The organism is Rhodococcus sp. MEB032 (genome assembly GCF_030208925.1).
In the GTDB taxonomy this organism is placed as follows: Bacteria; Actinomycetota; Actinomycetes; order Mycobacteriales; family Mycobacteriaceae; genus Rhodococcus_F; species Rhodococcus_F qingshengii.
Genome location: NZ_JARVSY010000007.1, coordinates 203,135 through 217,073, shown reverse-complemented (window position 1 = coordinate 217,073; position 13,939 = coordinate 203,135). Strand labels below are relative to the sequence as shown.

Annotated in this window: 16 protein-coding genes; 11 read left to right on the top strand and 5 right to left on the bottom strand. The window is 63.6% G+C overall.

The window, feature by feature from the left end; all coding sequences use genetic code 11:
- The first annotated feature begins 12 nt into the window (after positions 1–12).
- Together QRN54_RS07870 and QRN54_RS07865 are read left to right on the top strand one after the other, a co-directional pair.
- Positions 13–810 carry a purine-nucleoside phosphorylase gene (locus tag QRN54_RS07870; RefSeq protein WP_047271756.1) on the top strand — a complete coding sequence of 266 codons (798 nt, stop codon included), beginning with the start codon at positions 13–15 and terminating at the stop codon, positions 808–810.
- On the top strand, positions 807–2,399 hold the full coding sequence (locus QRN54_RS07865) for a phospho-sugar mutase (RefSeq protein WP_285181832.1): 1,593 nt from the start codon (positions 807–809) through the stop codon (positions 2,397–2,399). The genes QRN54_RS07870 and QRN54_RS07865 overlap by 4 nt, the downstream gene beginning before the upstream one ends.
- On the opposite strand, the gene upp is transcribed toward QRN54_RS07865, so the two are convergent.
- Positions 2,396–3,019, bottom strand: a complete 624-nt coding sequence (upp, locus tag QRN54_RS07860; RefSeq protein ID WP_007727319.1) for a uracil phosphoribosyltransferase — start codon at positions 3,017–3,019, stop codon at positions 2,396–2,398. The genes QRN54_RS07865 and upp overlap by 4 nt on opposite strands.
- Before the next feature lie 81 nt (positions 3,020–3,100).
- On the opposite strand from upp, the gene QRN54_RS07855 reads away from it, so the two are divergent.
- From QRN54_RS07855 to QRN54_RS07835, 5 genes are read left to right on the top strand one after another with little or no spacing between them, the layout of a single operon-like run.
- A complete protein-coding gene (locus tag QRN54_RS07855) occupies positions 3,101–3,415 on the top strand; it encodes a type VII secretion target (RefSeq protein ID WP_007727320.1) in 315 nt (104 codons plus the stop codon).
- Entirely contained in the window at positions 3,412–4,422 is a 1,011-nt protein-coding gene (locus QRN54_RS07850) for a C40 family peptidase (protein WP_230359707.1), read from the top strand. The genes QRN54_RS07855 and QRN54_RS07850 overlap by 4 nt, the downstream gene beginning before the upstream one ends.
- Positions 4,423–4,431: 9 nt before the next feature.
- Positions 4,432–4,773 carry a hypothetical protein gene (locus QRN54_RS07845; protein WP_054188157.1) on the top strand — a complete coding sequence of 114 codons (342 nt, stop codon included), beginning with the start codon at positions 4,432–4,434 and terminating at the stop codon, positions 4,771–4,773.
- Positions 4,770–5,069: a YbaB/EbfC family nucleoid-associated protein gene (locus QRN54_RS07840; RefSeq protein ID WP_285181831.1), complete on the top strand. Its 300-nt coding sequence runs from the start codon at positions 4,770–4,772 to the stop codon at positions 5,067–5,069. The genes QRN54_RS07845 and QRN54_RS07840 overlap by 4 nt, the downstream gene beginning before the upstream one ends.
- 47 nt (positions 5,070–5,116) lie before the next feature.
- Positions 5,117–6,355 carry a SatS C-terminal domain-containing protein gene (locus QRN54_RS07835; RefSeq protein ID WP_003940713.1) on the top strand — a complete coding sequence of 413 codons (1,239 nt, stop codon included), beginning with the start codon at positions 5,117–5,119 and terminating at the stop codon, positions 6,353–6,355.
- Between the two features lie 15 nt (positions 6,356–6,370).
- Here QRN54_RS07835 and QRN54_RS07830 read toward each other — a convergent pair whose 3' ends face one another.
- The 3 genes from QRN54_RS07830 to QRN54_RS07820 are packed head-to-tail and all read right to left on the bottom strand — an operon-like array spanning position 6,371 to position 9,158.
- Entirely contained in the window at positions 6,371–7,456 is a 1,086-nt protein-coding gene (locus tag QRN54_RS07830) for an adenosine deaminase (RefSeq protein ID WP_007727325.1), read from the bottom strand.
- Between the two features lie 9 nt (positions 7,457–7,465).
- Entirely contained in the window at positions 7,466–8,761 is a 1,296-nt protein-coding gene (locus tag QRN54_RS07825) for a thymidine phosphorylase (RefSeq protein ID WP_003940738.1), read from the bottom strand.
- Positions 8,754–9,158, bottom strand: a complete 405-nt coding sequence (locus QRN54_RS07820) for a cytidine deaminase (protein ID WP_214925632.1) — start codon at positions 9,156–9,158, stop codon at positions 8,754–8,756. The genes QRN54_RS07825 and QRN54_RS07820 overlap by 8 nt, the downstream gene beginning before the upstream one ends.
- Positions 9,159–9,411: 253 nt before the next feature.
- Between QRN54_RS07820 and sdhC the strand changes: the two genes are divergently transcribed.
- From sdhC to QRN54_RS07800, 4 genes are read left to right on the top strand one after another with little or no spacing between them, the layout of a single operon-like run.
- Complete coding sequence (sdhC, locus tag QRN54_RS07815) at positions 9,412–9,816, top strand: succinate dehydrogenase, cytochrome b556 subunit (protein WP_020969155.1); 405 nt, start codon at positions 9,412–9,414, stop codon at positions 9,814–9,816.
- 1 nt (position 9,817) lies between these two features.
- Positions 9,818–10,273, top strand: a complete 456-nt coding sequence (locus tag QRN54_RS07810) for a succinate dehydrogenase hydrophobic membrane anchor subunit (protein ID WP_003940699.1) — start codon at positions 9,818–9,820, stop codon at positions 10,271–10,273.
- A 15-nt stretch (positions 10,274–10,288) separates the two neighbouring features.
- A complete protein-coding gene (gene sdhA / locus QRN54_RS07805) occupies positions 10,289–12,040 on the top strand; it encodes a succinate dehydrogenase flavoprotein subunit (RefSeq protein ID WP_003941011.1) in 1,752 nt (583 codons plus the stop codon).
- Positions 12,040–12,807: a succinate dehydrogenase iron-sulfur subunit gene (locus tag QRN54_RS07800; protein ID WP_003940925.1), complete on the top strand. Its 768-nt coding sequence runs from the start codon at positions 12,040–12,042 to the stop codon at positions 12,805–12,807. The genes sdhA and QRN54_RS07800 overlap by 1 nt, the downstream gene beginning before the upstream one ends.
- A gap of 58 nt (positions 12,808–12,865) precedes the next feature.
- Here QRN54_RS07800 and QRN54_RS07795 read toward each other — a convergent pair whose 3' ends face one another.
- Entirely contained in the window at positions 12,866–13,888 is a 1,023-nt protein-coding gene (locus tag QRN54_RS07795) for a LacI family DNA-binding transcriptional regulator (protein ID WP_228402116.1), read from the bottom strand.
- Between the last annotated feature and the right edge of the window lie 51 nt (positions 13,889–13,939).

Genomic DNA, 13,939 nt, shown 5'->3' with positions numbered 1-13,939 from the left:
AGGGTTGCTCACATGGGAACGATCGCCGAGGCCGCCGCCGCTGCTCTGTCCGCCATGACTGGCTCTTCGTCACCGTCAGTCGCCATCGTGCTCGGGTCGGGGTGGACCGATGCCGCAGACGTGTTCGGCGACGCCGGTGCGGACGTGACAGCCGAAGTCTCGATGGCGGATCTTCCTGGCTTCGCCCCACCGTCGGCGCTCGGGCACGCGGGCACCATTCGTTCGGTGCGCGTCGGGAATACCGAAGTCCTGCTGCTGCTCGGGCGCGCGCATGCGTACGAGGGCCACGATCTCGCCACCGTCGTCCACCCGGTCCGGACGGCCATCGCTGCCGGCGCCGACACCGTCATCCTCACCAACGCGGCCGGCGGTATTGCTGAAAACTACACAGTCGGTCAACCGGTGCTGATCAGTGACCACCTGAACCTCACGGCCCGCTCTCCCCTCGTCGGCGCAGAGTTCGTCGACCTGGTCGACGCCTACTCGCCGGAACTGCGTGCGCTGGCTCGCTCGATCGACCCGGACCTTGCCGAGGGTGTTTACGCCGGGCTTCCCGGTCCGCACTACGAGACTCCAGCCGAGATTCGAATGCTTCGTACACTCGGCGCCGATCTGGTCGGCATGTCGACGGTTCACGAGACCATCGCGGCCCGCGCGCTCGGCGCCCGCGTTCTCGGCATCTCCATGGTCACCAATCTGGCCGCCGGAATCACGGGCGCCCCACTGGACCATCAGGAGGTGCTGGCGGCAGGCAAAGCTTCGGCGGCCCGGATGGGAGTGCTGCTGCGCCAACTGGTCGAGCAGCTGTGACACCGCTGAACGTCAACGAGTGGATCGACGCCGATCCGGACCCGGTTACCCGCGCAGAATTAGCCGCCCTTTCCGAACATGAACTGGCCGAACGCTTTTCCTCACCGCTGACGTTCGGCACTGCTGGGCTTCGCGGGCCGGTACGCGGCGGACCCAACGGCATGAACCTCGCGGTCGTCATCCGGACCACGGCCGGTCTGGCGGCCTGGCTGACAGCTCGCTGCCAGGGCGGGTCCCGCGTTGTGGTCGGCCGCGACGCCCGGCTCGGTTCAGAGGCATTTGCTCTGGCCGCCGCCGAGGTCATGGCAGCCGCCGGGTTCGAAGTGACCCTGCTCCCCCGCCCACTGCCGACACCGCTGGTGGCGTTCGCGGTGCGCAGGCTCGGGGCAGCGGCAGGTATCCAGATCACCGCCTCCCACAATCCTGCCGCCGACAACGGTTACAAGGTGTATCTCTCGGGCGGAGCGCAACTCGTCTCCCCCGCCGATCGTGAAATCGAGAGCGAGATCGCTCGCATCGGTAGTGCCGCCGACGTCGCGCGAGCATCGGTGATTCCGGCCGACGATTCTCTGGTCGAGGAGTACATCGCCCGCATCGCGACCCTCCCGCACGGCGACGCCCGCTCGATCCGGATTGCGCTCACGGCAATGCACGGCGTCGGCGGCGAGACTGCGGCCGCGACTCTGCGAGCAGCAGGATTCGAGGACCTGCACGTCGTGGCGGAGCAGTTCGATCCCGACCCCACGTTTCCGACCGTCGAGTTCCCCAATCCCGAAGAGCCCGGCGCCGCAGACCGCCTGCTCGCCCTTGCCCGACGTGTCGACGCGGATCTGGCGATCGCACTCGACCCGGATGCCGACCGCTGCGCCGTCGGAATTCGCGACGGTGATCAGTGGCGCATGTTGCGCGGCGACGAAACCGGGGTGCTCCTGGCCGACCACGTACTGAGCACGGCGCCCGAAGATTCGTTGGTGGCGACGACGATCGTCTCCTCGACCCTGCTCTCGAAGTTGGCGAGAGCCCGCGGAGCCAGGTTTGCGCAGACACTCACCGGTTTCAAGTGGCTCACGCGTGCCGGCGACGGACTCGTCTACGCCTACGAGGAAGCGATCGGGCACTGCGTCGATCCGGATGTGGTGCGGGACAAGGACGGAATCTCGGCTGCCGTGCTGGTGGCCGACTTGGCTGCCACCCTCGCGGTCAGCAACAGAACCCTGCTGGACGTTCTGGGCGACTATGCCGTCGAATTCGGACTGCATCGTGGGGACCAAGTATCCCGCCGCGTCGAGGATTCGAGCGACATCGCCGAAATGATGAAACGACTACGCACCGATCCGCCAAGCCAACTCGCGGGCGAGCCGGTCACCGTCGAGGACTTGGCCGAGGTTCGCGGTGGTATGCGCACGGACGCAGTGATATTCGACGGACCGTCGATCCGCGTGGTGGTGCGACCGTCCGGAACCGAGCCCAAGCTCAAGTGCTATCTCGAAGTTGTCGTCCCGGTGGCGAACCGCGACGACCTCGCGAACGCAGTAGAGCCGGCGAAGGCCCGGCTGGCCGAACTCCGAACCTTCGCCCTTTCGCTCTAGCGGGGTCCGAACTGCCGATCGCCGGCGTCACCGAGACCGGGGACGATGAAAGCGTTCTCGTCGAGTCCGTCGTCGATGCTCGCGATGACCAGACGAACCGGGTGGCCGGACGCTGCCAGCGCGTCGACGCCGGCCGGAGCGGCCACGACGCACACTGCCGTGACATCCGTCGCGCCACGCGCAACCAGCAAGTCGATGGTGTGCACCATCGAACCACCGGTGGCGAGCATCGGATCGAGCACGAACACCGGGATCCCGGACAGATCCGCCGGCAGGGATTCGAGGTACGGAACCGGCTGATGAGTCTCTTCGTCACGTGCCATTCCGACAAAGCCGACGCCGGCCGACGGAATCAGCGCACTCGCCTGTTCGACCATGCCCAGACCGGCCCGCAGCACCGGTACCAACAACGGCGGCTTCGCGAGCCGGATGCCCGTCGTCGCTGCTACCGGGGTATCGACCGGAAATTCCTCGACCTCCGCGTCACGCATGGCCTCGTAGACCAGCATGTGCGTGAGCCTGCGAAGTGCGGAACGAAAAGTCGCGTTCTCACTGCGTGCGTCACGCATTGTCGTCAAGAGGGCCGCCGCGAGCGGATGGTCGACTACGTGCGTTTGCATGACCATCAGAATAGTTCCTCGGGAACCGGAGCACCCCGCGCGGCGTCCAAGAAGGAGTAAGCGCAACGGGGGGAAGACAAGTTGACAAATCTGGATCTGGACACTGAAAGCATCGCGGAGTTCGCCACGCGGTTGGGCACTGTTGCCGACAACGTCGCGCAAGCTCGACAGGACGCGGCGGGTGGCGATCACTTGGCTCTGTCCACTGTGCTGGGGCTGATCGGCGGCGACTTCGTCGATGTCGCGAGCCGAGCACAGCAAGCGCACATCGACGACATCGATCGACTGTCCGCTGTGATCTCCAGCGTCCAGTCAGCCACCCGCGACGCTCACGCCGTCTATCTCGACTCCGAGGAATCGGTAAGAAGGACTCTCGCTGAAGCCGCACGCTCATGATCGACGTCGACGCACTCGCACGACCGATCATCGACCTGGTCGACACTGTCGGGACTGGTGTCCCCAGCACAAATGGACCTGATGTCGGCATCCGAATCGCCACGGACGCCCTCGAGATCGCCTACCAACTGGGAAGCGCGGCACTGAGCGAACTGGCGTCCTCTCAGAGTTCGTCCACGGCACTCACTGCTGCGGTGACCAAAACCGAGCAGACGCAGACGTCGACGCGAAACCTCGCCGATCGCGGAAACGACATCGCCGGCGTCGTGGACGAAGCGACAACGTCCGTGTACGCGGGAATGACCGAACTCGGTGAGATTCTCCAGTCCTTTCTGACACTCGCGATCAAGGCCGGGCCGACGCTGATGACACCGACGGGCCAATTGATGTTGTTGTCGGCCGCGTTGGAGCACCTCGGACGCGCGGTATCGGTTATCGAGCGGGTACGCGGTGAGCTGGCCGGGTCGACCGACAAGATGTCCGCACTCGTCCCGTCCGTCCCGATACCGGATCCCGCACCTGGAGTCTCCGAGTCGGCGGGTGGTTCCGGTTCCGTCGGTGGTTCCGGTTCCGCAAGTGGTTCCGGTTCCGCAAGTGGTTCCGGTTCCGTCGGTGGCGTTGAGGTCGAACTTCCCGACGGTTCGATTGCCACCGCACCGAACGCCGAGGCCGCTGCTGCCGTACGCAACGCGCTCACTCAACAGGGTGTCCCGTACGCCTGGGGAGGCACGACACCCGGAGTCGGTCTGGACTGCAGTGGTCTGACGCAATGGGCGTACGGCCAGGCCGGAGTCGATATTCCGAGGTTGGCTCAGGAACAGGGAATCGGGAACCAGGTCGATCAGAACAATCTGATGCCGGGCGACCTCGCGGTCTGGGACGGACACGTCGCCATGGTGATCGGCAACGGTCAGATGGTCGAAGCCGGCGATCCTGTCGAGATCAGCGCCATCCGAACCACGAACAGCGGCATGGACTTTCACGGCTTCTACCGTCCGACGGAATGACAGGGAATCATGCCCGAGAACAAGCGCGAATCACCGCCGATCATCACAGCCGTAGCCGTCAACCGCGCCGGAACCATCGCGGTCCGCGCCACGGAGCACGCCGTGCCCGTGGACCTGCGGATCAGCCAGGACGAACTGCGGTACGGCGGGCAGCGGTTGGCGCAACAGATACTCACGCTGTGTTCGAAAGCAGCAATCGAAGCCGGCGCCCGCCATCGTGTGGAGCTCGAGGAGACCGGAGTCCCGGCAGCGATCCTCGATCGGCTCGGTCTACCGACCCGAGACGAACTGGCCGATGTCGACGCCGCCGAGGGCCAGAACCTTCCGTCGAGCTGGATGCGTTCGATATGAGCGAGATTGATCGAATCATGGAGCTGGCGAAACACCGGACGGGACTCTTGCAGGACGCCGTCGACGGGGTCGGCGCTCTTCGGGTAGTCGTCTCGAGCGAGGGTGGGATAGTCACGGCGACTGTCGACGGGCTGGGCGCTCTGGTCGACCTACGGATCACCGACGCAGTCACCGCGATGAATTCTCAGACGGCGGCCGCATTGACGGTGGCCACGATTCACCAGGCAGTTCAACAGTCCAACGACGAACGCGAGCGACTGGTCAGTGAGCTCCGAGTAGCCCTGAAACAAACGTGACGAACCCCCGCTATGCCTTTCGCGCTGCGGTGGATAGGCTTCCGCCCATGGCTGGAGACATCGTCCCTATCGAAATCGGACTCACCGACGGAGACCTCGTCACTTTGTGGGCACCTCGCTGGCGCGAGGGCGACGACGAGTGGGAAGCGTTTCTCGGCCATGAGGAAGACCTCTACGGGTTCTCCTCCGTCGCGGAACTCGCGGCCTTCATCCGAACGGACTCCGACAACGACCTGGTCGAGCATCCGGCGTGGGCCGTCGTCTCCGGACTGTCGGCAGCCGAGTTGGAACCGGAAGAGAACTTCACGTTCGACTTCGTCGGCGTGCCGGAACTGGCCGCAGGTGACCCTGAGGCACTGGTGGTCTCGGAACTCGAAGACACCCTGAACATGGCTCGCAACATCGGTGAGGTGTGCGAACTCGACGCGGTCATCCGCTTCTTCAGCGGCCATCCGGTACTCGGCGCGCTTGCCACCGGCGCCGGCACCTTCGAAGGCCGCGAAGGCCTGGAGCTGTGGGACCAGGTCGGCGCTGCGATCGTCAAGGACTGGGACGCCGTTCTCGACGCCATCGACAAGGTGGTCACCTCCCCGAAGGTCGATGCAGCCGCCGTCGCGGTCGCCGAAGCTGAACTGCTCGCTGCCGCCGAGAACACCGTCGACGCCGACGATGTCGCCGAGGAGGGCGAGGACGAGGAATTCGACGAAGACGACCTCGAAGAGGACGAAGACGAAGTCGAGACCTTCTGGGGCGAGGTCGGTGTCGACCCGATCCGCATCATCACCTCGGCCGAGACGTTCTACACTCTGCGCTGCTACATGGGAGATCAGGCGATCTTCCTCGGCAAGGACGGACTGATCACCGTCTTCCGTAGCGAGCGCGCACTCGCTCGCTACCTCGCCGACAACCACGAACACGATCTCTCGCAGGTCAGTACGTACGGCGAAATTCAGAATGCGGCCGTCGACGGTTCACTCGAAATCGAGGTCACGGACGAGAACGTCTACGTTCTGCCCGGTATCGCCGACGACCTCGCCCAGGGCCCGGACGTCGTAGATGCCGAGCAGCTGGAACTCGCAGTCGAATTGTTCACCGATGCAGCAGATTTCGCCGACGACGACTCCACCGAGGAGGCTCTGTCCGCGTCGAACGAGCTGGGTTGGTACGTCTCGTACCTCCTCAACCCCGATCCGTCGCGGATGGCTCCGAGTGCGCCGTTCACCAAGGAATCCGAGGCCTGGCGCGAACTCGAACGCGAGTTCGAGGCCCGGCTTCGATCTGAGTAGTCGGGCGCACGTCATCTAGCCGATGAGCACGGCGTAGCCCGGCTTGATGACGTCGTCGATCAACGCGAGGCGCTCGTCGAACGGGATGAAGGCCGACTTCATCGCGTTGATGGTGAAGCGTTCGAGATCGGTCCATCCGTAACCGAAGGTCTCGACCAACGCGGCCATTTCCCGGCTCATGGTGGTGTCGCTCATCAGCCTGTTGTCGGTGTTGACGGTCACTCGGAAGCGCAAGTCCGCCAAGAGTCCGAACGGATGGTCCGCCAGGGCGGCTACGGCTCCGGTCTGCACGTTCGAACTCGGGCACAGTTCCAGGGGAATGCGCATGTCACGGACGTAGTTCGCGAGCCGACCCAACTCTGCCCCACCTGGCACGCCTACGTCGATGTCGTCAACGATCCGCACGCCGTGGCCCAACCGATCCGCTCCGCAGAAGGCGATGGCTTCGTGGATCGACGGCAACCCGAAAGCCTCACCCGCGTGAATCGTGAAGTGGGCGTTCGCGTCACGCATGTACTCGAACGCGTCGAGGTGCCGGCTCGGTGGGTTTCCGGCCTCGGCGCCGGCGATGTCGAAACCGACAACCCCGCGGTCCCGGAATCGCACAGCGAGTTCGGCGATCTCCCGCGACCGCGCGGCATGCCTCATCGCCGTGAGAAGACAGCCGATGCGGATCTCCCGTCCCGCGACCCTGGCAGCGGATTCGCCGGCCCGGAAACCTTCGAGAACGTGCTCGACGACCTCGTCCAAACTCAGGCCTTGTTCCAGGTGCTGCTCGGGCGCAAAACGGATCTCGGCATAGACGACGTTGTCGTCGGCCAGATCCTCGGCACACTCACGTGCCACCCGTGCGAGCCCTTCGGGGGTCTGCATCACGGCGACTGTGTGCGCGAACGTTTCGAGGTAGAGCTCGAGCGATCCACTGTCAGCGGCAGTTCGGAACCATTGCGCCAGTTCGGATGCCGTATTCGCCGGCAGCTCGTCGTAGCCACATTGCTCGGCCAGTTCGAGAACGGTCTCGGGTCGGAGTCCTCCGTCGAGATGATCGTGGAGAAGAACTTTGGGTGCGCTGCGGATCGTGGTCAACTCCGGTGCGTTCATTCGCCAACGCTAACGCGAATCACCCACAATTCGCTCGATGAGCAACGGTCGCGAAACGGTGTCGGAATCGGTCCCGATCGACCATCCACCGCCGAGGCTTCGTCGCGCTGCATCAAATCTCTCGGGAGTGTCGGTGTGCAATGTCATCAGCTTCTGCCCGGCACGGACCACGTCGCCAGGCTTTGCATGCATCTCGATGCCGGCACCGGCCTGAACGGCTTCGCCCTGCCGTTCGCGTCCGGCTCCCAGTTTCCAGGCCGCGATGCCCACCGCCATGGCGTCGAGTCGGGTCAGTACGCCGTCTCGGTCCGCGGTGACGACGTCGCTGTGCCGGGCCACCGGCAGCGTCGCGTGTGGGTCCCCACCTTGTGCGGCGATCATCGCGCGCCACCGGTCCATTGCCGTGCCGTCGGCCAGTTTGTCGGCGGGGTCGATACCGTCGATCCCGGCCGCTGACAGCATCTCCCGAGCCAGGACCAGGGTCAGCTCGACGACGTCCGACGGCCCGCCGCCTGCCAGCACCTCGACGGATTCACGTACCTCGAGGGCGTTGCCCGCCGTCAATCCGAGCGGGGTGTCCATCCCGGTGATGAGAGCGCTTGTACGCACGCCGGCGTCGTTGCCAAGCTCGACCATCGTGCGTGCCAACTCTCGCGCGTCGCCGAGGTCCTTCATGAACGCTCCGGAACCGACCTTGACGTCGAGCACCAGGGCGCCGGTTCCCTCGGCAATCTTCTTGCTCATGATCGAACTTGCGATCAGCGGAATGGATTCCACCGTTCCGGTCACGTCGCGCAGCGCGTAGAGCTTCTTGTCCGCGGGGGCCAGATTCGCTCCGGCAGCGCAGATCACCGCGCCGATTTTCGGATCCGAGAGAATGTCGACCATCTCCGTCGCCGTGAGCTCGGCTCGCCAACCTGGAATGGCCTCGAGCTTGTCGAGAGTTCCACCGGTGTGGCCGAGTCCGCGGCCCGACAACTGCGGGACTGCAAGACCACAGGCAGCGACGAGGGGTGCAAGCGGAAGGGTGATCTTGTCCCCCACTCCACCGGTCGAATGCTTGTCGACGGTGGGCAGCGGCAAGTCCGAAAAGTCCATCCTCCCGCCGGATTCGATCATCGCCTCGGTCCATCGACCGGTCTCTGCTCGCGACATTCCGCGGAAGTAGATCGCCATCGCGAGCGCCGACATCTGCTCGTCACCGACGATCCCCTGTGTGAACGCCTGAACTATCCAGTCGATCTCGGTTCCCGACAGCTCGCGGCCGTCACGCTTGGCGCCGATGATGGAAACTGCGTCAAACATGGCGGAGCCCCTCTGCTTGTTCCGGCCCGAAAGCATCAGGCAACAGCTCGAGCAGCGGCTTGAACCCACTGCTCGTGTCGACAAGCATCTCACCCCCGCCGTGCTCGAGAAGAAGCTGTCTGCACCTGCCGCATGGCATCAGAATCGAGCCCTTCGCGTCGCAGCACGTGAAGGCAATCAGCCGCCCGCCCCCGGTGGCGGCCAAGTTACCGACGAGTCCACATTCGGCACACAGGCTCAAACCGTATGAGACATTTTCCACATTGCATCCTGAGACGATCCGACCATCGTCTACCAGGGCAGCTGCACCCACTGCATAGCCCGAGTACGGTGCATAAGCCTGCCGCATGACCACTTGCGCGTTGTGCCGCAACAACTTCCAGTCGATGTCACCCATGGTTCGTTATCCAATCACGCCGACTGAATGGATGCAGAAACCACGCCGAAACCGTCTCGGCGAGATTGGAAAGGCAAACCTTACAAAGAGTTTGGTACGCGTACGAATCCCGCATCTGATTAGTTCCCGGTTTCACATAGGTTTAGAGTCTGAGTCAAGTCGGTTCAGGATCCCGTCGAGCCCGGGCTGAGGTACATCGAAGCTCTCTGCAGGCTCGACGCGTCCACCAATGACGTTGGAGGCACAGCACTCGATGAGTACTACGACTGAAGCCGCTCCTCAGAAGGAGCGCACGAGGTCGCTTTACCGGGGCGACCCCGGAATGTGGTCCTGGGTTCTACACCGGATCACAGGCGTCGCTACTTTCTTCTTCCTATTCGTACACGTTCTCGATACGGCACTCGTTCGGGTCAATCCCGATACGTACGACGCCGTCATCGACACGTACAAGAACCCCCTCGTCGGCCTCATGGAGATCGGCCTCGTCGGCGTAGTCCTCTACCACGCCCTCAACGGCGTGCGCGTGATGTTGGTGGACTTCTGGTCGAAGGGCCCGAAGTACCAGCGCGTCATGCTCTGGACCATTCTGACGATCTGGTTCCTGGTGATGATCCCAGGCGCCGGACGCATCCTCATCAACATGTTTGCGGAGCACTGACATGGCGACTACTCACGGACCCGAAGCCAAGAGCCTGGGCACCTCATACGACCGTCCCGCAAGCCTGGACAACCCGCGGTCCCCGCGCGCGAAGGCTCGGAACAACTTCGAGTTGTACGCATGGCTCTTCATGCGCTTCTCCGGCGTCGCCCTGATCGTTCTGGTCCTGGGCCACATGTTCATCATGCTGATGCTCGACGGTGGCGTTCACCGTTTGAACTTCGCGTTCGTCGCAGGTCGCTGGTCCAGCCCGTTCTGGCAGTTCTGGGATCTGACGATGTTGTGGCTGGCACAGCTGCACGGCGGTAACGGTCTGCGCACGGTCATCGCGGACTACTCCCGCAAGGACTCCACGCGCTTCTGGCTGACCACGATCCTCGTTCTCTCGATGATCCTGATCATGGGCCTGGGCACGTACGTCATCTTCACCTTCGACCCCAATATCTCGGCGAGCTAGGGGAGCACAGACTTCATGCAGGAACATCGTTATGACGTGGTCATCGTCGGCGCCGGTGGCGCAGGCATGCGTGCGGCAATCGAAGCTGGCCCCCGTGCCCGCACGGCCGTACTGACCAAGCTCTACCCCACCCGCAGCCACACCGGCGCGGCCCAGGGCGGCATGTGTGCCGCACTGGCGAACGTGGAGGAAGACAACTGGGAGTGGCACACCTTCGACACCGTCAAGGGCGGCGACTACCTCGCCGACCAGGACGCCGTCGAGATCATGGCCAAGGAGGCCATCGATGCGGTGCTCGACCTCGAGAAGATGGGTCTGCCGTTCAACCGCACGCCCGAAGGCAAGATCGACCAGCGTCGATTCGGTGGCCACACACGCGACCACGGCAAGGCACCCGTCCGCCGTGCGTGTTACGCCGCCGACCGCACCGGTCACATGATCCTGCAGACGCTCTACCAGAACTGCGTCAAGCACGACGTCGAGTTCTTCAACGAGTTCTACGCGCTCGACATCGCCATCACCGAGACCGAGGACGGCCCGGTTGCCACCGGTGTCATCTGCTACGAGCTCTCGACCGGCGAGCTGCACATCTTCCACGCCAAGTCGATCGTCTTCGCGACCGGCGGCTCGGGACGCATGTACAAGACGACGTCCAACGCGCACACCCTCACCGGTGACGGCATGGGCATCATCTTCCGCAAGGGCCTGCCCCTCGAGGACATGGAGTTCCACCAGTTCCACCCGACAGGACTCGCCGGTCTCGGCATCCTGATCTCGGAAGCCGTTCGCGGTGAAGGTGGCATTCTCCGTAATGCCGACGGTGAACGCTTCATGGAGCGTTACGCACCCACCATCAAGGACCTCGCTCCGCGTGACATCGTGGCTCGTTCGATGGTCCTCGAGGTTCTCGAAGGCCGCGGCGCCGGCCCGAACAAGGACTACGTCTACATCGACGTGACGCACATCCCCGAGGAAGTTCTCGACGAGAAGCTCCCCGACATCATGGAGTTCTCGCGCACCTACCTCGGCGTGGACCCCGTCAAGGAGCCCGTGCCCGTCTACCCGACGTGTCACTACGTCATGGGCGGTATCCCCACCAAGATCAACGGTGAGGTGCTGCGCAACAACGACGAGATCGTCAAGGGTCTGTACGCGGCCGGCGAATGCGCCTGTGTCTCCGTACACGGTGCAAACCGTCTCGGTACCAACTCGCTCCTCGACATCAACGTGTTCGGCCGCCGCGCCGGCATCGCTGCCGCCGAGTACGCGAACTCCACCGAGTTCGTCGACATGCCGGAAACCCCGGCCGCCATGGTCGAAGACTGGGTCGGCGTCATCCTGTCCGATCACGGCCACGAGCGCGTTGCGGACATCCGCACCGAGCTGCAGCAGTCGATGGACAACAATGCCTCCGTCTTCCGCACCGAAGAGCGCCTCACACAGGCACTCAAGGATGTGCGTGCTCTCAAGGAGCGCTACAACCACATCACGGTCCAGGACAAGGGCAAGCGCTACAACAGCGACCTGCTCGAGGCCATCGAGCTGGGCTTCCTCCTCGAAATGGCAGAGGTCACCGTCGTCGGCGCCCTCAACCGCAAGGAATCGCGCGGCGGCCACGCTCGCGAGGACTTCCCGGACCGCAACGACGCCGAGTACATGAAGCACACGATGGCGTACAAGGAGGGTGACGGCCTGCTCTCCGACATCCGTCTGGACTACAAGCCGGTGATCCAGACCCGCTACGAGCCGATGGAGCGTAAGTACTGATGTCTGCGCCTGCTGTAGATGCACCCAAACTCCCCGCTGTTCCCGAGGGGGCCGTCATGGTCACTCTCAAGATCGCGCGGATGAACCCCGAATCGGGCGAGGGCCAGCACTGGGACAGTTTCCAGGTCCCGGCACTGCCCACCGACCGTCTGCTCAACCTGCTCCTGTACGTGAAGGGTTACCTCGACGGCACCCTCACGTTCCGTCGCAGCTGCGCACACGGAGTCTGTGGATCGGACGCGATGCGGATCAACGGTGTGAACCGTCTGGCCTGCAAGCTGCTGATGAAGGACATGCTGCCCAAGGACGGCAAGCCGGTCACCATCACGGTCGAGCCCATCAAGGGCCTGCCCGTCGAGAAGGACCTGGTTGTCGACATGGAGCCCTTCTTCGACGCATTCCGCGCCGTGAAGCCGTTCCTCATCACCAGTGGCAACGAGCCCACTCGTGAGCGCATCCAGAGCCAGCACGACCGTGCTCGTTTCGACGACACGACGAAGTGCATCCTCTGCGCATGCTGCACCACGTCGTGCCCCGTGTACTGGAGCGACGGCAGCTACTTCGGTCCCGCTGCCATCGTGAACGCACACCGGTTCATCTTCGACAGCCGTGACGAGGCCGCTTCCGAGCGTCTCGACATCCTGAACGACAAGGACGGCGTGTGGCGTTGCCGCACCACGTTCAACTGCACCGACGCGTGCCCCCGCGGCATCCAGGTGACAAAGGCTATTCAGGAAGTCAAGCGAGCACTGCTCTTCGCTCGATAGTCAGGCCTTCGGCCCTGTGCGCGGTTAGGGAGTCTCCGGACTCCTTGACCGCGCACAGCTATGTCGGGGGCATGTTGAGCGGTGTCACGACTTGAACCGGTGACGTCGTAAAGCCGAAGTGAGCGCCCATGGCGCCGTGTTCCTTCATGACCACCTGACAGGCAGTGCGAACATCCGCACGCAGATCGTGGTGGAGCACCGCTGATATTCGCCTCTCCCCCAGCAACTTTCGATTGTCACCGTCGAGATCGTGGGCGATGAAGACACTGCACTCACGGTTCAGTTCGTCGAACGCGTCGACCGTGGCCAGGTTGCCACCACCGATCGAATACACGGCACGGATCTGCGGATCGGATTCGAGTGCCGCTCGCACCAGTTTCCTACTCGTCTGATCCAGACCGTCACTGTTCGGAATGTCGATCAACCGTCGATGCGGAGCCGAGACTCGGATGGCGGAGCGAAATCCCATCTCCCGTTCTTCCTCCCCGCGGAAGAACCCACTGCTCATGCTGACCAGCACGTTGCCTTCCCGATCCCCCAGCCACTGATCTATCAAGTACGCGGCGGTGGCTCCAGCGGCTCGGTTGTCGATGCCGATGTAGGCGGCTCGCCTGCTGCCGGCAACGTCGGTCACCAACGTGACGACCGGAATCCTTGCCGCCACCAACCGGTCGATCGCCGCCACGACTTCCGGAGTGTCGGGAGCCTTGACGATGACTCCGTGGGAGCCACGCCGGCGAATCTTGTCGAGCGTCGACGTCATCGCTTCTACCGAACCGGTTTCACGAAAGTGAAACCTGGAACGAACTACAGCGGGTGCAAGGGTGGGCAGTTCGGCCTCGAGCGCGTCACGGACGGCGTCGGAAAACCTTGCAGGAGTTTGCAACACGACGTCGACGATGAACGTGCGACCGACCAGTTTCAGTTGCGAGCGTTGACGTTCCAGGTCCGTGATCGCCTGGCGAACCTCCGATCGTGTGCCGTCGCGAACTCCAGGACGGTCGTTGAGCACCCGGTCGACGGTGGCCTCACTCAGGCCCGACTGCTGAGCGATCTCCCGTACTTTGAATCGATGCGCCACAACTACCTCACAATGATGGATATTTGATGGTTTTTTGCTGTTGCTCGAGGT